The following is a 17,378-nucleotide window of genomic DNA, read 5'->3' on the forward strand; positions in this document are numbered from 1 at the left end:
CGCCATGACGTCCGAAAACGCACCCCAAACCTCCACGCCGCTGATTGCCCCGGAACCGCGCCCCGGCTCCAACCTTCCGGAATTCACCGTCGGCGACCTTGCCCGCCGGCTGAAGCGCAGCATCGAGGAGGAGTTCGGCTTCGTCCGCGTCCGCGGCGAGATCAGCCAGCCGAAGAAGCACAGCTCCGGCCACTGCTACATGCGCCTCAAGGACGACACCGCGGTGATCGAGGCGGTGTGCTGGCGCGGCACCATGGCGAAGCTGGCCGTCCGGCCGGAGGAAGGGCTGGAGGTCATCGTCACCGGGCGGATGACGACCTACCCCGGCCGCTCGCAATATCAGCTGATCGTCGAGTCGATGGAGCTGGCCGGCGAAGGCGCGCTGCTGAAGATGCTGGAGGAGCGCAAGCGCCGGCTGGCGGCGGAGGGGCTGTTCGATCCCGCCCGCAAGAAGCGCATCCCCTTCCTGCCCGACGTAATCGGCGTCGTCACCTCCCCCACCGGGGCGGTCATCCGCGACATCCTGCACCGGCTGAACGACCGCTTCCCCCGCCATGTCCTGCTGTGGCCGGTCGCGGTGCAGGGCGAGCGTGCGGCGGCCGAGGTGACGGCGGCCATCGAGGGCTTCAACCGCATCCAGCCGGGTGGACGCATTCCCCGGCCCGACCTGATCATCGTCGCGCGCGGCGGCGGCTCGCTGGAAGACCTGATGGCCTTCAACGAGGAGAATGTCGTCCGTGCAGCCGCAGCCAGCGCCATCCCGCTGATCTCCGCCGTCGGCCACGAGACCGACACCACGCTGATCGACTTCGCGTCGGACCTGCGGGCGCCCACCCCGACCGCCGCCGCCGAGATGGCGGTGCCGGTGCGCGGCGAGTTGCTGGCCCAGATCCTCGACGACGAGCGCCGGCTGCTCGCCTGCGCCTCGCGCGCGGTGGAGGACCGCCGCAACCGGGTGGAGGGGCTGGCCCGCGGCCTCGGCGATCCCCGCGCCCTGCTGGAGGGTCATGCCCAGCGGCTGGACGACCGGGCGGAACGGCTGAATCTCGCAGCGTCCGCCCTGCTGGAGCGCCGCCGTACCCGCGTCGGCGAGCTGGCGGCGAAGCTGCGCCACCCGCGCGAAAAGCTGGCCCAGGCGGAGCAGAAGCTGGCGTCGGAAAGCCGCGCCCTCGATTCAGGCCTGCGCCATGCGGTGACCACCGCTGGCGGACGCTTCGACCGGGTTGCCGGCCGGCTGTCGCTGACCCCGGCGCGGGTGAAGCTGGCCGACGGCGAACGCCGCATTGCCGACCTGACGCCGCGCCTCGACCGCAGCTATGCCAAGGGGGTTGCCGACAAGGCGGCATCTCTGGCGTCGCTCGGCCAATTGCTGGAGAGTTACAGCTACAAGGGCGTGCTGGCCCGCGGCTTTGCCCTGGTCGAGGACCGCGACGGCCGCCCGGTCACCCGTGCCGATCAGGCGACGCCGGGTCTGGCCGTCAACATCGTCTTCGCCGACGATGCCAAGGTTGCAGCAACCGTCGATGGCGGTACCCCCAAGCCAGAGGTGAAGCCCGAGGCGCAGGCGGAACCCAAGCCGGAGAAGAAGGCGGCACCGCGCAAGCCTCGGCCGGTGCCCGTACAGGGCAGCCTGTTCTGAGACCGGTCGGCCTGGGTCGGACAGCAGCGGAGCAGGCTATCCGCCGGCCAGTTCGTCGAGCCGTTGCCGTGCGAGCCGCAACGGCACGCTCCAATCCTTCGGCGCCTGCTGGCGGCAGAGGGTGACGGTCGGATACCAGGGGGTGTCCGTCCGGTCGCGCAGCCAGCGCCATTCGGCGGCATGGGGCAGCAAGGCACAGGTCGGGCGCCCCAGCGCCCCGGCCAGATGCACGGTGATGTTGTCGATGGAGACCACAAGGTCGACGGCGGCGACCGCCGCGGCCAACCCGTCCAGATCGCTCCAGGGATCGAGACCGGGCAGCCCGCCGATGTCGATGCCCTCCGCCGTCAAGGCGGCGATCTCCTGCGTCCAGTCGCCATATTGCAGCACCACGAGGCGGACGCCGGGCCGGTGGAGCGCATGCGCCAACACGCGCAACGGAATGTTGCGACTACGCCCGTGCTTGGGATTGGTGGTGTGCCAGGCGATGCCGACCGCCAGCGTGCCCGCCGGAATCGCCGCCCGAAGCCCCGAAACCCTGGCCGGATCGGCCAGCAGATAGGGAGCGGCGGAGCGCGGGACACCCCCGGCGTCCGCCAGCAGGCGCGGCAGGCTGCCCGCCGGGATTTGCGCGGCAATCGGGGCGCGGTCCGGGTCGGCAGCCCCGGTCCGCGTCAGGCTTGGATCGGGGGGCCAGCCACGCGCGACCACCTCCACCTCCGGCAGCGAGCGCGCGAACAGCGGAACCAGCCGCGGTTCGCATTCCAACACACAGCTGACACCCGCCTGGACCAGCAGCGGCAGCAGGCTGGCGAACTGGATTTCGTCGCCGATCCCCTGTTCGCCCCAGATCAGCAGACGGTTCCCGCCCAGCGGCTGGCCCGTCCAGGCCGGTTGCGGGAATCGGCCGGCGGCGAGCAGCCAGGGCGGCACGGTCCAGCGATCCTCCCAGGCCGCCCACCCTTGTTCGAAACGGCCGAGCGTCAGCAGCGCCGCGGCACGAAGCAGCCGGGCATCCCCAAGTTGGGGAGCGAGCGCCAGCGCCGCCTGCGCATGGGCCAATGCATCCTCCGGTTGGCCCGCAAGCAGCAATGCGTCGCCCAGATTGTTGTGGATGCCCGCCTCGTCCGGCTGCAGCGCCGCCGCCCGGCGTTGGCCGGCCAGTGCGGTTTCGAGATCGTCCCGCCCCTTCAGGACATTCGAACGGTTGTTCCACAGCTCCGCCGCCGACGGATCGACCGCAAGGCCGGACTCGTAGGCCCGGCATGCCTCCGTCAATCGTCCGGCCTCCATGTGCAGCCTGCCGACCCCGTTCCAGATGCCGTGATGCAGCGGATCGAGGATCAGGGCACGCCGGAGCGTCGATGCCGCCTCGCCTTCAGCAGCCTGCCCGTCCGCTTGCAGGAGATACTCCCCCAACAGCCGCAGCATCTCGGCGGCGCCAGGGAGCAGCAGCAGAGCGATGCGGCGCTCGGCCGCCGCCGCCGCCGACTGCCCGTCGGCGGCCAGCGCCACCGCGAGGTTGCAGCGCAGCTCGACGGCCAGCGGTAGCAGCCCGACCGCAGTCCGGAGTGCCTGCGCGGCCTTGCCGGGACAGCCCGCATTTAGGGATCTGATCGCAAAATCGTTGAGCTGCACGACCCTGTCGGGATCGAGAGTGGCAGCGCGGACCATCGAGTCCAGCGCATCGCCCGGCCGGCCCAAGGCCTCCAGCAACCCGGCGAGATTTGTATGGAAATCCGGCTGCGTCCCGTCGCCGGCGATTGCCTGCCGGATCAGGTCGCAGCCCTCCTCCAGCCTGCCGCTCTGCCCCAGAAGGATGCCGCGCAGATGGAGCGCCATGACATGGCCGGGAACCGCGTCCAGAATCTGGCGATAGATGGCGTCTGCCTCATCGAAGCGCCGCTCCTGGTGAAGGTCGAAGGCGATGAGCAGAGCTTCCTGAATCGTCGCCATGACCGTACCGTCCTTCCCCTATCCGCGCCCTTTTCCGCGAAACCGGTCCGCAGACCGTCACACCGCGCCGGCGAAGCTCCAGCGCAGGGTCTCGCCGCTGCGGAAGGGCAGCACGGCGTCGCCCTCGCTGACCAGGATCAGGTCGGGGGCGACCGACGGACGGCGTTCCAGCGCCACCCGCTCCTCGCTGACCGGCAGGTTGTAGAAGCGCGGGCCGTTCAGGCTGGCGAAGGCCTCCAGCCTGTCGAGCGCCCCGGCCTCGTCGAACGCCTCGGCATAGAGTTCCAGCGCGTTGGCCGCGGTGAAGCAGCCGGCGCAGCCGCAGGCGGCCTCCTTGGCGGTCACCGTATGCGGCGCGGTGTCGGTGCCCAGGAAGAACGGCCCCTCGCCGCTCGTCGCCGCCTCGACCAGAGCCACCCGGTGGGTTTCGCGCTTGGCGATCGGCAGGCAGTAGAGGTGCGGGCGGATGCCGCCCTGGAAGATGTGGCTGCGGTTGATCAGCAGATGGTGTGCGGTGATGGTGGCGGCGATCCGGCCGCTGGCGGCATGGGCGCGCACGAACTGCACGGCGTCGGCCGTCGTCACATGCTCCAGCACGATGCGCAGGCTGGGGTGGCGCTCCAACAGCGGGGCCAGGATGCTGTCGATGAACACCGCCTCGCGGTCGAAGATGTCGACCGACTGGTCGGTGACCTCGCCATGGATCAGCAACGGCATGCCAATGTCCGCCATGCGCTCCAGCACCGGGGCGATGCGGGCGATGTCGGTGACGCCGTGGGCGCTGTTGGTGGTGGCGTTGGCGGGATAGAGCTTGGCGGCGGCAAAAACCCCGTCCTTGAAGCCCTGGGCCAGATCGGCGGCGTCGGTGCCGTCGGTCAGGTAGGCGGTCATCAGCGGGGTGAAGGCGACGCCGTCCGGCAGGGCAGCCAGGATGCGCTCGCGATAGGCCACGGCGTCGGCGGCCGTCGCCACCGGCGGCTTCAGGTTCGGCATGACGATGGCGCGGCCGAACTGGCGGGCGGTGAAGGGCAGAACCGCCTTCAGCATGGCGCCGTCGCGCAGGTGGACATGCCAGTCGTCGGGACGGCGGATGACAAGACGGTCGTTCGGCATGGGTCGGGTCCCGGCGCTGGTGTCGAGGGGCGGTGAGCTTGGACGACGTTCTATCGCCATCGCCGCGGCATCTCAACAGAGGCGGTCCCCAAACTGGAAACACAGGCTGGAAACGGGAGGAGAAGCCGGCAGCCCCCCGCCGGCCGGCGTTGGCGGGGGGCTGGCCGTCCTGGCCCGGACCTTACTGGCCGAAACCTTACTGGATGGTGGTCGAGGTCTTCAGGCCGAGGATGCCGTCGATCTTCGCGGCCTGCTCCGCGGTCACCGGCTTGCCGCCAATGCCGGCCAGCTGCTGCCGGGCGTCGGCAACCGCCTTGTCGCGGGCGGCGCTGTCCTTCAGCGCATGGGCGGCCAGCATCTGCTCGTGATACTTGCCGAGCTGGACGGTCAGCTGGTCGGTCGGCTTGGCGCCCAGTTCCTTGGCGACGGCGTCGGCCTGGGTCTTGGTCACTTCGGCCTTCGGGGTGGCCGCGACCTGCTCATGCTTGGTCTTGCCCGCCTCGGTCTTGCCGGCATCCGCCTTGGTGGCGTCGGCCTTGGTGGCATCGGTCTTCGGGGCCTCGCTCTTGCTGGCTTCGGTCTTGGTGGCCTCGCTCTTGGTGACAGCCTTCTGATCGGCCTTCTGGTCGAGCTTCGGAGCCGTCGTGGTGGAGTCGGTCGTCGCGGCGGGGGCAGGCGTTGCCGGAGCGGCCGGCGCGACCGTTGCCGCACCCGCGCTCAGCACGGGGGCCGTCGCCATCAGGGCGACAAACGCAAAGGTCGAAACGGACGAGCGGATACGCGACCCAAAGACGGTGCCGGACATTTGGTTTCTCCATTTCGGTGAGCGATCCTCGTTGCGGGATCGTGCTTAGATGAACGTGGCCCCGCTGCCGTTCATTCCACGCCCTTCCAAAAAATTTTCGAGGAGCCTGAAAATTTTTCCGCCGCCTTTTTTGGCCGCAGGTGACGGGGCCGGCGAAAGGGGCTAGAAAACCCACGCTTTTCCTATCCAAGCGCGGACCTTCTCCGATGAGCCTGATCACGCCCCGCACCCCGCCCGGAACGATGGAGCTGCTGCCGCGCCAGCAGGTGGCCTTCCAGCGCATGCTGGACACCATCCGCCGCGGCTATGAGCGGTTCGGCTTCGTCCCCGTCGAAACCCCGGTGTTCGAGACGGTCGACACGCTGCTGACCAAGTCGGGCGGCGAGACGGAGAAGCAGGTCTATTTCGTCCAGTCGACCGGCGCCATCCAGCAGGGCAACAAGCCGGAGCTGGCGCTGCGCTTCGACCTGACGGTGCCGCTCGCCCGCTATGTGGCGGAGCATGAGCGCGACCTCGCCTTCCCGTTCCGCCGCTACCAGATCCAGCGGGTCTACCGCGGCGAGCGGGCGCAGCGCGGGCGCTTCCGCGAATTCTACCAGTGCGACATCGACGTGATCGGCAAGGACAGCCTGTCCGCCCATTACGACGCCGAGATCCCGGCGGTCATCCACCATGTCTTCACCGAGCTGAACTTCGGCGGCTTCACCATCAATGTGAACAACCGCAAGATCCTGCTCGGCCTGCTCGACGGTCTGGGCGTCGCCGACGCCGACACCCGCGTGCTGGTACTGCGCGAGATCGACAAGCTGGACAAGATCGGCCAGGACAAGGTGCGCGCCAGCCTGCTGGGCCTCGGCGTGACCGAGCATGCCGCCGACACCATTCTGTCGCTGATCGCCATGGAAGGCACCAACGCCGAGACGCTGGCCGCACTCGGCGCGCTCGACATCGAGACCGACCTCTTCCGCGAAGGCGTCGGCGAACTGACCACCGTCATCGAGGGGTTGAAGGCCTTCCAGGTGCCGGAGGGCACGGTGCGCATCAACCTCGCCATCGCGCGCGGCCTCGATTACTACACCGGCACCGTCTACGAGACCTTCCTGAACGACCATCCCGGCATCGGCTCGGTCTGCTCCGGCGGCCGCTACGAGAATCTCGCCAGCCACTACACCAAGTCGAAGCTGCCGGGCGTCGGCATCTCCATCGGCGCGACCCGCCTGTTCTACCAGCTGATGGAGGCCGGCATCATCAAGGACGCCACCCCCACCGCCCAGGTGCTGGTGACGCAGATGGACCCGGCCCTGTCCGCCGATTATTTCCGCATGGCGAGCGAGCTGCGCGCCGCCGGCATCAACACGGAAATCCAGTTGGACGGCGGCAAGATCGCCAAGCAGATGAAGTATGCCGACCGCGCCGGCATCCCGGTCGTCCTGCTGATGGGCTCCGACGAGAAGGCCCGCGGCACCGCGACCCTGAAGCATCTGGTCAAGGGCGAGCAGGTCGAGGTCCCGCTGACGGAGCTGGCTGCCTGCGCAAAGACGCTGCTGGAAGGGTGAGAGGCACCCCTTTAAACCCCCGTTAACCATAATTCGCCTATCGTTCCGACCTACACCGGCCGGGTGGGTCGGACGACAGGGGGTGCGCATCCGAGATGGCAAAGGGGTGGATGCAGGTCGGGCGCTGGACCGGGCGGGTCGCGATTGCGGCGACGCTATCCATCACGCTCGCCGCCGCCGGCTATGCCGGATGGCGGGAGATGGAGACCTCCCGCCTCCAGGCCCGGCTGCTCTCCGGCGTCGCCCAGTCGATGTCCGTCAGCGTGCAGGAAGGCCCCAATCCGCAGGCGCGCTTTCCCAAGCATGGGCCGTACAACGAGCGGCTCGGCTACACCGCCCTGCCCGGCCAGCTCGACGCGCTGACCCGTGACGTCTACGCAATCGAGCGGCAGGCGGTACTGTCACCGGCGCTCGACCGCTTCATGGCCGGCGGCGGCTTTCCGATCTACCGCGAGAAGACGCAGGCCGGGCTGACCCTGCTCGACCGCAACGGCGCGGTCATGTATTCGGCGCGCTATCCCGAACGGGTGTTCGACGGTTTCGACGATGTGCCGAAGCTGGTCGCCGACACGCTGCTGTTCATCGAGAACCGCGAACTTCTGGACGAGGACCAACCCCGCCGCAACCCGGCGGTGGAATGGGACCGCTTCGGCGCCGCCGTCGCCATGCTGCCGATCCAGATGATCCGGCCGGGCCAGCGCTCGCCCGGCGGCTCGACGCTCGCCACCCAGATCGAGAAATACCGCCATTCGCCTGACGGCCAGACCGTCGGCAGTGTCGAGAAGCTGCGCCAGATGACCTCGGCCAGCGTCCGCGCCTACAGCGACGGCGAGGACACAACGCTGGCCCGCCGCCGCATCCTGGTCGATTACCTGAACTCCACCCCGCTGACCGCGCGCTCGGGCTTCGGCGAGGTAAACGGGCTGGGCGACGGGCTGTGGGCTTGGTTCGGCACCGACCTCACCATCGCCAAGCGCGTCCTCAGCGACTCCGCAGACGATGCGCGCGCCCTGAAGCTGAAGGCGCTGGCCTACAAGCAGGTGCTGGCCCTGCTGCTGGCCCAGCGCCGTCCCTCCCATTACCTGATCCAGGATCGCGCCGCCCTCGACCGGCTGGCCGACGCCCATCTGCGCGCCCTGGCCCAGGCCGGCGTGATCGATCCCGCCCTGCGCGACGCGGCGCTGGCCACCCCGCTGGTCTTCCGCGAGGAGGCGCCGATCAGCCCCGCCACCTCCTATGTCGAGCAGAAGGCGACCAACGCCATCCGCGCCCGGCTGCTCGGCATGCTCGGCGTCTCCAACTTCTACGCGCTCGACCGGCTCGACCTGACCGCTCAATCCACGCTGGATGCCGAAACCCAGTCCCGCGTGGTGGAGGTGCTGGGCAGGCTGAACGATCCCGACTATGCCCGCTCGCTCGGGCTGACCGGCGAGCGGCTGCTCGACGCCCGCAACAACGACCTGTCGAAGCTGGTCTATTCGATCACCCTCTACGAGCGCGGCCCAGAGGCCAATTACCTGCGGGTCCAGGCCGACAACCTCGACCAGCCGCTGGACATCAACGACGGGGCGAAGTTGGACCTCGGCTCCACCGCCAAGCTGCGCACGCTGGCGACATATCTGCAGATCGTCGCCGAACTGCACAGCCGTTACGCCCATCTGCCCAAGGAACTGCTGGGCGATGTCGAGGACGAGGCGTCGGACAATCTGACCCGCTGGGCGACCTCCTGGCTTGCCGCTGCCTCCGACCGCCGGCTGCCCGCCATGCTGGATGCGGCGATGGAGCGGCGCTATTCCGCCAGCCCTGGCGAGGTCTTCTTCACCGGCGGCGGCCAGCACAGCTTCGTCAACTTCAACAAGGACGACAACGGCCGCATCCTGACCGTGCAGGAGGCGTTGCGGAACAGCGTCAACCTGCCCTTCATCCGGCTGATGCGCGATGTCGTCCAGTTCTACATGGACGAAGGGGCGGACGACGGCGCCGACATCCTGCGCACCCCCGACCATCCGGCCCGCCAAGCCTATCTCGCCCGCTTCGCCGACCGCGAGGGCACCGACTTCCTCAACCGCTTCTACAACGATTACCGCAAGCGCACCCCGGACGAGGCGCTGGCCCGGCTGGCGACCCGCTCGCGCCCGGTGCCGCACCGGCTGGCGGTGATCTTCCGCACCGTGCGGCCCAAGGCCGGGCTGGCGGAGTTCTCCAGCTTCCTGCGTGGCCGGCTGCCGGGAAAGGCGCTGTCCGACACCGAGCTGTCGGCGCTCTACTCCAAATATGGGCCGGACCGCTTCCCGCTGAACGATCTGGGCTATCTCGCCCGCGTCCATCCGCTGGAGCTGTGGCTGGTCGCTTATCTCCAGCAGCATCCCGACGCCAAGCGGGCCGAGGTTCTGGCCGCCAGCGCCGACGAGCGCCAGGAGAGCTACCGCTGGCTGTTCAAGAAGGGCATGGCCGCCCAGAACACCCGAATCCGCATCGGGCTGGAGGAGGAGGCGTTCCAGCGCATCACCGCCCAATGGCGCAGCGTCGGCTATCCGTTCGAAACGCTGGTGCCGTCGCTGGCGACCGCCATCGGCAGCTCGGCCGACCGCCCGGCGGCGCTGGCGGAGCTGATGGGGCTGATCCTGAACGACGGGGTGCGCCAGCCGACGGTGAAGATCCGCTCGCTGCATTTCGCCGCCGGCACGCCCTATGAGGCGAAGCTCGGGCTGGGGCCCTTGCAGGGCGAGCGCGTGCTGCGGCCGGAGGTCTGCGCCACCTTGCGCCGCGCCCTGATGGACGTGGCGCAGAACGGCACCGCCAAGCGCGTCTGGGGGTCCTTCAAGGATCCCACCGGCGCGCCGGTCCCGATGGGCGGCAAGACCGGCACCGGCGACCACCGGCTCGACCGCTGGGGTCCGGGCGGCGTGCTGATCGAATCGAAGGCGGTCAACCGCACCGCCACCTTCGTCTTCTACATCGGCGACCGCTTCTTCGGCACGATGACCGCCTTCGTCCATGGGCCGGAGGCCGACAACTACCGCTTCACCAGCGCCCTGCCCGCCCAGCTGTTGAAGAGCCTCGCCCCGGCGCTCCAGCCGCTGATCGACCAGGGCACCACCCGCACCGCCGACACCCGCCCGGCCCCGACGGGGCTGTGAGGTCCAAACCGTCCTGAACGGTTGCAATCCGAAAAATATCTTTCGTAAAAGTATATACAGTCCGCGGACAACAGTCTTTCGCATGCATCGCGGCGGGGCCCGCACCTTCCCGCAAGGGTTCTGCCCGTCCGGCTGACCGGAGTGCGGTCTGTGGTTCGGTTCCAGCTTACGGAGGCCCCCGCCAATGGCGCCACGGTTACCGCTGCATGCCCACCATATGTGCCTGGCCCCGGTCGAATCCCCCGATCTTTCCGCCGCGCGGAACCTTCCGGGTGGCCCCGGCACCCCGATGGACCATCGGCTCCAACTCCGCATCCTCAACCGCGATTCCCATGCCCGCCGCCATGCCCGCTCCGCACAGGCCCCTGCGCAGGACCAAGTGGCCGCAGCGCCGGCCGCAGACGAAGAGGTGCCGGTCATCGCCCGTGTCGCCTCGCCGGACGGCTGGGCCGCCCTGCCGGGCGTGAAATCCGCCAGCACCATCGGCAAGGCGGCCGACGGCTCCTGGATCGTCACCGGCCGCCTGCATGCCGATCAGGTCGAGGCGGTTCACGCCCATGCCGTGGTGCTCAGCCTGAAGGCGGCGCAGCCGACCCATTCCGCGCTGGACGCCACCATTTCCGAGATGGGGCTGGGCACCCTCGCGGTCCCGGGATTGCCCGAACCCGCGGTGCCTGGGCTGCTGCCGCCCTGGGTCCAGCATGCGCACCGGGATGGCGAAGGCGTCATCATCGGCGTGGTCGATTTCGGCTGCGACTACATGCACCGGAACTTCCGGCAGGCCGACGGGCGCACCCGACTGCTGGCGGTGTGGGACCAGTCCGGCACGCCCAACTCGCCCTTCCCCTACGGCGCGCTCTACACACCCGAGCAGATCGACGCAGCACTCGCCACCGACGATCCTTACGACGCCCTCGGCTACGCTCCGCCCAAGGACGATCCCGGCAAGCCCCAGGAGAACGGCACCCACGGCACCCATGTCATGGACATCGCCGCGGGCAACGGGCTGGGATCGAAGCAGCCGGGCGTGGCGGCCAAGGCGTCGCTGATCTTCGTCGATGCCAAGCTCCCCACCCCGGTCAACTCGCCCGACCAGCTGAACCACACGCTGGGCAGCACCGTTCAACTGCTGGAGGCGGTCAACTACATCTTCAACGCCGCCGGCAACCGCCCTTGCGTGGTCAATCTCAGCCTGGGCACCAACGGCGGCCCGCATGACGGCACCTCGCTGGTCGAACAGGGGCTGGACGCGATGGTCAACGCGGCTCCCTACCGGGCCGTGGTGATCGCCGCCGGCAATTCCCAGCAGAGCGGAACCCACACCAGCGGCACCGTCCCGGCAGGCGGCGCATGTTCCATCGGCTTGGGCATTCCCACGCTCGGCATCGCCGGCTACGAGACCACGTCCGCCGGCGGCGAGGTGGAGCTGTGGTATCCCGGCCGGCGGCGACTGTCGGTGACGCTGGTCGCCCCCGACGGCACCGAGATCGGGCCGGTCGATCCGAACGGCTCGCTGCCCTACGGCCTCCCCGGCAAACCGCCGGCGGTCTTCATCGTCAATCGGCTGGACGACCCCAACAACCACGACAATGTGATCGGCATCTGGATCGCCATGGGGGCGCCGACGGGGGAATGGAGCATCCGGCTCCAAGCGCTGGACGACGGCCCCATCGACTATCACGCCTGGATCGAGCGGTTCGACGCCGGTCAGGCGCAGTTCCTCCAGCCGGTCGCCTCTCACATGCTGGGCTCGATCTCCACCGGCCATTCGACGATCATCGTCGGGTCGCACGATGCCCACTCCACCGGCACGCCGATCTCCTTCTTCTCCAGCGCCGGCCCGACCCGCGACGGGCGGCAGAAGCCGGACCTCTCCGCCCCCGGACACCGCGTCAAGGCGGCGTGGTCGCGGACGGTGACCGGCGTGGTCGAGAAATACGGAACCAGCATGGCCGCCCCGGCGGTGACCGGACTGATCGCGCTGATCTATGCCCGGTCGATCCGCAAGGGCCTGCCGATGGACAATGCGACGCTGCGCGAGCGCCTGATCCGCATGGTCCGCCGCGATCCGCCCGACGGAGCGGACTGGGATCCGCAGCACGGTCACGGACGGGCATCCGCCGCGGCCATCCTGGAGGAACTGGACCACGACTCCGCCCGCAACCCGGACTTCGACGAGTGGCATGCCGCCCAGGGCGGGGCCAAGCCAAGGTCTGAAGCGGTGGTTTGAGGCAGCGAGCCTGCATCGCCGCGTGCTTGCCTCGATGGGGGGAGAAGCCCATCATCGCCCGGACGCGGAGGACCGACCATTCTCCGTTTCCCTCGCCCCTTCCCCATGGATGGCCGGCATGCCGATTGACCTCGCCTCGCTCAGGAAGCTGGAAAGCCCGTCTCCGTCGATGCTGGCCCAGCCGCTGGACGACGCCCAGCGTGTCGCGGTGATCGTCCGCCTGCATGCGAACGCCGCCGCCCCCGACTGCCTGTCCAGCGGCAGGCCGATAGCCCCGGGCATCGTCACCGCCGAGATCGCCGCGGCCGACCTCGCCGGGCTGGAGGCCGATCCGGCCGTGCGGTCGATCGCCCTCTCGCGCCCGCTCCAGTCTTCTTGACGATAATTTCACCCGTTCCGCCCAGCCGTGGCAGACTGGCGGCGACGGTTGGGAAGGGTGTGGGGATGGAACAGTGAACAGCCGGCGGCGCGATGTTTCAAACGTTCCATTCCGCGCGGACCTTGACGTGCTTCGCCATTTGCCGTATGCACGCCGCGCACGCGTCGGCACCCCTGGAGGCCGGCGCCCTTTTCGTTTTGGAGCATCGTCATGACCAAGATCATTCCGCTCGGCGCTGAGACGCGCGAACGGGCCGGCAAGGGGACCGCCCGCCAGACCCGCCGTGACGGCCGTATTCCGGCCGTCATCTACGGTGGTAAGCAGGCTCCTGTCACCATTTCGCTCGAGAAGTTCGAGTTCACCCGCGTCCTGCATCAGCCGGGCTTCTTCACGCATCTGTTCGACGTCACCGTCGACGGCTCTGCCCACCGCGTCCTGCCGCGCGACGTGCAGTTCCACCCGGTGACCGACGTCCCGCTGCATGTCGATTTCCTGCGCGTTTCGTCCGACACCCGCATCAACGTGCAGGTTCCGGTCGAGTTCGCCGACCAGGACAAGTCGGCCGGCCTGAAGCGCGGCGGTGTGCTGAACATCGTCCGTCACGAGCTGGAGCTGAGCTGCCCGGCCGACAGCATCCCCGAGCACATCACCATCTCGTGCGAAGGCTTCGATGTCGGCGAACTCGATCCACATCTCCGCGGTCAAGCTGCCGGAGGGTGTGACCTCGACGATCACCGACCGCGATTTCACCATCGCGACCATCGTTGCGCCGTCGGGCCTGAAGTCGGAAGAGGGCGCCGCTGCCTGATCGGGAGCGTTCGACCTTAGAAGATTGGGTACGGTGGGGGGCTTCGGCCCCCCGCTTCGTTTGTGGAGCCTGGGTTCCGGATAGAGGGTGAGGGACATGCTGCTTCTGGTCGGATTGGGCAACCCCGGCAACGAGTATGCCCGCAACCGCCACAACATCGGCTTCATGGCGGTGGAGACCATCGCCCAGCGCCACCGCTTCACCCCATGGAAAAAGCGGTTCCAGGGCCAGACCGCCGAGGGCACCGTCGCCGGCGACAAGGTGCTGGCGCTGGAGCCCGCCACCTTCATGAACCTGTCCGGCCAGTCGGTGGTGGCCGCCCTCCAGTTCTACAAGCTGAAGCCCGAGAACGTCGTCGTCATCCATGACGAGCTGGACCTGCCCCCCGGCAAGATCCGGGTGAAGAAGGGCGGCGGCCATGGCGGCCACAACGGCCTGCGCTCCATCGACGCGCACATCGGCAAGGACTACTGGCGCGTCCGGCTCGGCATCGGCCACCCCGGCAACAAGGATCTGGTCAGCGGCTATGTGCTGCACGACTTCGCCAAGGCCGACCAGGGCTGGATCGACCCGCTGCTGGACGCCGTCTCCGACAACCTGCCGCTGATCGTGGACGGCCGGCCGGAGCTGTTCATGAACAAGGTGACGGTGGCGACGCAGGGCAGATAGGCCCCGCCGGCCTTGCCGGTTCAGGCCCCTCTCCCACTTCGCGTTTGCGCTTTGGTCCCCATCGTAGGATAAAGCGCGTCAATTCCAGCATTTCCGACGGCGAGCACCCAACCATGGGCTTCAATTGCGGCATCGTCGGCCTGCCGAACGTCGGCAAGTCGACCCTTTTCAACGCGCTGACCGCCACCCAGGCGGCCGAGGCGGCGAATTTCCCCTTCTGCACCAAGGAGCCGAACGTCGGCCGCGTCAGCGTCCCCGACCCGCGGCAGGACAAGCTGGCCGAGATCGCCAAGTCGCAGAAGGTCATCCCGACCCAGCTGGAGTTCGTGGACATCGCCGGCCTGATCCGCGGCGCGTCGAAGGGTGAAGGGCTGGGCAACCAGTTCCTCGCCAACATCCGCGAAGTGGACGCCATCGTCCATGTGCTGCGCTGCTTCGAGGACGACGACATCACCCATGTCGAGGGCAATGTCGATCCGCTGCGCGACGCCGAGGTGGTCGAGACCGAGCTGATGCTCGCCGACATGGAAAGCCTTGAGCGCCAGCTGACCAGCCTGCAGAAGAAGGCCAAGGGCGGCGACAAGGACAGCAAGATCAAGGCCGACCTGATGGAGCGCGCCCTGAAGGTGCTGCAGGACGGCAAGCCCGCCCGCGTGGTCGAGGTCTCCGACGAAGAGAAGCCGGTGTTCAAGCAGTTCATGCTGCTGACCTCCAAGCCGGTGCTCTATGTCTGCAACGTCGAAGAGGCGTCGGCCGCCACCGGCAACAGCTTCTCGGCCAAGGTCGCCGAGAAGGCCAAGGCCGAGAATGCCGAGGTCGTCGTCATCTCCGCCGCCATCGAGTCCGAGGTCGCCCAGCTGTCCGACCCGGCCGAGAAGGCCGAGTTCCTTGAATCGATGGGGCTGGAGGAAACCGGCCTGAACAAGCTGATCCGCGCCGGCTTCAAGCTGCTGGACCTGATCACCTTCTTCACCGTCGGCCCGAAGGAGACGCGGGCCTGGACCGTGCGCCGCCACGCCAAGGCTCCGGAAGCCGCCGGCGTCATCCACACCGATTTCGAACGCGGCTTCATCCGCGCCGAAACCATCGACTACAACAGCTACGTCACGCTGGGTGGCGAGCAGGGGGCGAAGGACGCCGGCAAGATGCGCCAGGAAGGCAAGGAATATGTCGTCCAGGACGGCGACATCTTCCACTTCCGCTTCAACGTCTGAGACTCGAATGACCAGGGAGATGGGGGCTTTGTCGCCCCCTTCCCCCTACGCTGTCATCCAACTGTCATATTGTCGTAACAATCCGCGCGCCCTACCCTTCAGTTAGGGGTGCCGCCTGACCGCATCCCCGATCCGACAAAGGGGGTGCGATGCAGGCGACACGGGTGCTGCTGGAACTCGCCGGAAATGTCGTGCTGCTCCTGTGGGGGCTGCACATGGTGCAGAGCGGGCTGACCCGTGCGCTGGGCGGCGACCTGCGCCGCATCCTGGGGGCCGGGCTGCGCAACCGCTGGACCGCCTTCCTGTCCGGCATGGGCATCACCATGCTGCTGCAGAGCAGCACCGCCACCGGCTTGATGGCGACCGGCTTCACCGCCACCGGGCTGGTGTCGCTGATGCCGGCGCTGGCGGTGATGCTGGGGGCCAATGTCGGCTCCACCCTGATCGTCCAGATCCTCGCCTTCGACGTCGCCCATGTGGCGCCGGTCCTGCTGCTCGGCGGCTTCATCGCCTTCCGCCGCGGGGCGCGGACGCGCAGCCGCGACCTGGGGCGGGTCGCCATCGGGCTCGGCCTGATGCTGCTGTCGCTGCATTTGCTGCTGGCGACCATCGCCCCGGCGGAGAATGCGCCGATACTGCGGCGGATGCTGGCGATGCTGACCGCCGATCCGGTGGTGGCGGTGGTGCTGGCGGCGCTGCTGTCCTGGGCCGCCCATTCCAGCGTCGCCGCCATCCTGCTGATCGCCTCGCTGGCCGGCGGCGGGGTGATCGGACCGGAGGCCGCGATCGCTATGGTGGCCGGCGCCAATCTGGGCAGCGCCGTCAATCCGGTGATCGAGGGACCGGGGGGCGACGGCCGCAACCCGGCGGCCCGGCGGCTGCCGGTCGGCAATTTGATCAACCGCCTCGTCGGCTGCCTCATCGTCGTGCCGCTGCTGGAGCCGATCACCGCCGGCCTGCAAGCGGTGTCGCCGGACGCCACCCGGCTGGCCGCCAACTTCCACCTCGCCTTCAATCTGGCGATGGCCGGGCTGTTCATCGGCCCGCTGCCCTGGTTCGCTCGAGCACTGACACGGATGTTCCCGGAGCGGGTGGCGGTCGCCGACCCGGCCATGCCGCTCTATCTCGACCGCAGCGCGCTGCGCATCCCCCACCTCGCCATCGCCAACGCATCGCGCGAGGCGTTGCGCATGGCCGATACGGTGGACGCCATGCTGCGCGGTGCGCTGGACGTGATCCAGACCGACGACCGCAAACGGGTGCAGGAGATCCGTCGGATGGACGATGTGCTGGACCGGCTGCACGAGGCGATCAAGGGCTATCTCACCCAGATCAATGTCGAGGATCTGGACGAGCGTGACGCCGGCCGGATGTCGGACGTGCTGACCTTCACCATCAACCTCGAGCATGTCGGCGACATCGTCGACTGCAACCTTATGGAGACGGCCTCGAAGAAGATCCGGCGCAAGCTGCGCTTCTCCACCGAGGGGGCCGGCGAGATCGCCGGCATGCTGGAAAGGTTGAGCGAAACCCAGCGGCTGGCCGCTGCCGTCTTCGTGTCGCGCGATGTCCGCTCCGCCCGCGCGCTGATCCACGAAAAGGAGGTGATCCGCGATCTGGAGACCAGCGCCACCGAGGCGCATTTCGCCCGCCTGCGCGCCGGCCGCAAGGAAAGCGTGGAGACCAGCGCGCACCACCTCGACATCCTGCGTGACCTGCGCCGGATCAACGCCCACTTGGTTGCCGCCGCCTATCCGGTACTCGATCAATCGGGTGAGCTGCTGCCCAGTCGTCTCAAACGGGGAGCAGCGCGGGCGTGACCGTTCACGTCCTATTGGGGAACCGCCCCGCTTCGGCTTCGACCTTTTC

Annotated in this window: 11 protein-coding genes and 1 pseudogene; 9 read left to right on the top strand and 3 right to left on the bottom strand. The window is 68.4% G+C overall.

The annotated features are described in order from the left end of the window. Positions 1 to 4: 4 nt before the first annotated feature. The gene (xseA, locus tag ACWPN3_RS19025; protein WP_492261678.1) at positions 5 to 1,639 is read left to right on the top strand and encodes an exodeoxyribonuclease VII large subunit; all 1,635 of its coding nucleotides are present in this window, start codon (positions 5 to 7) and stop codon (positions 1,637 to 1,639) included. 36 nt (positions 1,640 to 1,675) lie between these two features. Here the strand turns inward: xseA and ACWPN3_RS19030 are convergent, their stop codons facing one another. From ACWPN3_RS19030 to ACWPN3_RS19040, 3 genes are all read right to left on the bottom strand, one after another. Next, positions 1,676 to 3,595, bottom strand: coding sequence for a tetratricopeptide repeat protein (locus ACWPN3_RS19030; protein ID WP_492240808.1), 1,920 nt, complete (start codon positions 3,593 to 3,595; stop codon positions 1,676 to 1,678). A gap of 57 nt (positions 3,596 to 3,652) precedes the next feature. Beyond that, positions 3,653 to 4,708 (bottom strand): dihydroorotase, encoded by a 1,056-nt coding sequence (pyrC, locus tag ACWPN3_RS19035; protein WP_109096580.1) that lies wholly within the window; start codon positions 4,706 to 4,708, stop codon positions 3,653 to 3,655. A 196-nt stretch (positions 4,709 to 4,904) separates the two neighbouring features. Beyond that, positions 4,905 to 5,447, bottom strand: a complete 543-nt coding sequence (locus ACWPN3_RS19040; protein WP_492261679.1) for a hypothetical protein — start codon at positions 5,445 to 5,447, stop codon at positions 4,905 to 4,907. Between the two features lie 272 nt (positions 5,448 to 5,719). Here ACWPN3_RS19040 and hisS point away from each other — a divergent pair, with 272 nt between their 5' ends. From hisS to ACWPN3_RS19080, 8 genes and pseudogenes are all read left to right on the top strand, one after another. Beyond that, a complete protein-coding gene (gene hisS / locus ACWPN3_RS19045) occupies positions 5,720 to 7,069 on the top strand; it encodes a histidine--tRNA ligase (RefSeq protein ID WP_492240810.1) in 1,350 nt (449 codons plus the stop codon). Positions 7,070 to 7,164: 95 nt separating this feature from the next. Beyond that, the gene (locus ACWPN3_RS19050; RefSeq protein ID WP_492240811.1) at positions 7,165 to 10,209 is read left to right on the top strand and encodes a transglycosylase domain-containing protein; all 3,045 of its coding nucleotides are present in this window, start codon (positions 7,165 to 7,167) and stop codon (positions 10,207 to 10,209) included. Positions 10,210 to 10,393: 184 nt separating this feature from the next. Then, complete coding sequence (locus tag ACWPN3_RS19055; RefSeq protein WP_109096576.1) at positions 10,394 to 12,439, top strand: S8 family peptidase; 2,046 nt, start codon at positions 10,394 to 10,396, stop codon at positions 12,437 to 12,439. Positions 12,440 to 12,557: 118 nt separating this feature from the next. Continuing rightward, positions 12,558 to 12,818: a hypothetical protein gene (locus ACWPN3_RS19060; RefSeq protein ID WP_146208015.1), complete on the top strand. Its 261-nt coding sequence runs from the start codon at positions 12,558 to 12,560 to the stop codon at positions 12,816 to 12,818. 210 nt (positions 12,819 to 13,028) lie between these two features. Then, positions 13,029 to 13,626 (top strand): annotated as a pseudogene (locus ACWPN3_RS19065) (50S ribosomal protein L25/general stress protein Ctc). Between the two features lie 96 nt (positions 13,627 to 13,722). After that, positions 13,723 to 14,295 carry an aminoacyl-tRNA hydrolase gene (gene pth / locus ACWPN3_RS19070; RefSeq protein WP_109096574.1) on the top strand — a complete coding sequence of 191 codons (573 nt, stop codon included), beginning with the start codon at positions 13,723 to 13,725 and terminating at the stop codon, positions 14,293 to 14,295. A 113-nt stretch (positions 14,296 to 14,408) separates the two neighbouring features. Further along, complete coding sequence (gene ychF, locus ACWPN3_RS19075) at positions 14,409 to 15,509, top strand: redox-regulated ATPase YchF (RefSeq protein ID WP_492261680.1); 1,101 nt, start codon at positions 14,409 to 14,411, stop codon at positions 15,507 to 15,509. A 149-nt stretch (positions 15,510 to 15,658) separates the two neighbouring features. Continuing rightward, positions 15,659 to 17,329 carry a Na/Pi cotransporter family protein gene (locus tag ACWPN3_RS19080; protein ID WP_492240813.1) on the top strand — a complete coding sequence of 557 codons (1,671 nt, stop codon included), beginning with the start codon at positions 15,659 to 15,661 and terminating at the stop codon, positions 17,327 to 17,329. Positions 17,330 to 17,378: the final 49 nt, after the last annotated feature.

Source organism: Azospirillum sp. UENF 111221, assembly GCF_058780625.1.

Bases quoted from the DNA above. Each gene is read 5' to 3' on its own strand.
- xseA (WP_492261678.1), top strand. From the start codon at position 5: ATGACGTCCGAAAACGCACCCCAAACCTCCACGCCGCTGATTGCCCCG.
- ACWPN3_RS19030 (WP_492240808.1), bottom strand. From the start codon at position 3,595: ATGGCGACGATTCAGGAAGCTCTGCTCATCGCCTTCGACCTTCACCAG.
- pyrC (WP_109096580.1), bottom strand. From the start codon at position 4,708: ATGCCGAACGACCGTCTTGTCATCCGCCGTCCCGACGACTGGCATGTC.
- ACWPN3_RS19040 (WP_492261679.1), bottom strand. From the start codon at position 5,447: ATGGCGACGGCCCCCGTGCTGAGCGCGGGTGCGGCAACGGTCGCGCCG.
- hisS (WP_492240810.1), top strand. From the start codon at position 5,720: ATGAGCCTGATCACGCCCCGCACCCCGCCCGGAACGATGGAGCTGCTG.
- ACWPN3_RS19050 (WP_492240811.1), top strand. From the start codon at position 7,165: ATGGCAAAGGGGTGGATGCAGGTCGGGCGCTGGACCGGGCGGGTCGCG.
- ACWPN3_RS19055 (WP_109096576.1), top strand. From the start codon at position 10,394: ATGGCGCCACGGTTACCGCTGCATGCCCACCATATGTGCCTGGCCCCG.
- ACWPN3_RS19060 (WP_146208015.1), top strand. From the start codon at position 12,558: ATGCCGATTGACCTCGCCTCGCTCAGGAAGCTGGAAAGCCCGTCTCCG.
- pth (WP_109096574.1), top strand. From the start codon at position 13,723: ATGCTGCTTCTGGTCGGATTGGGCAACCCCGGCAACGAGTATGCCCGC.
- ychF (WP_492261680.1), top strand. From the start codon at position 14,409: ATGGGCTTCAATTGCGGCATCGTCGGCCTGCCGAACGTCGGCAAGTCG.
- ACWPN3_RS19080 (WP_492240813.1), top strand. From the start codon at position 15,659: ATGCAGGCGACACGGGTGCTGCTGGAACTCGCCGGAAATGTCGTGCTG.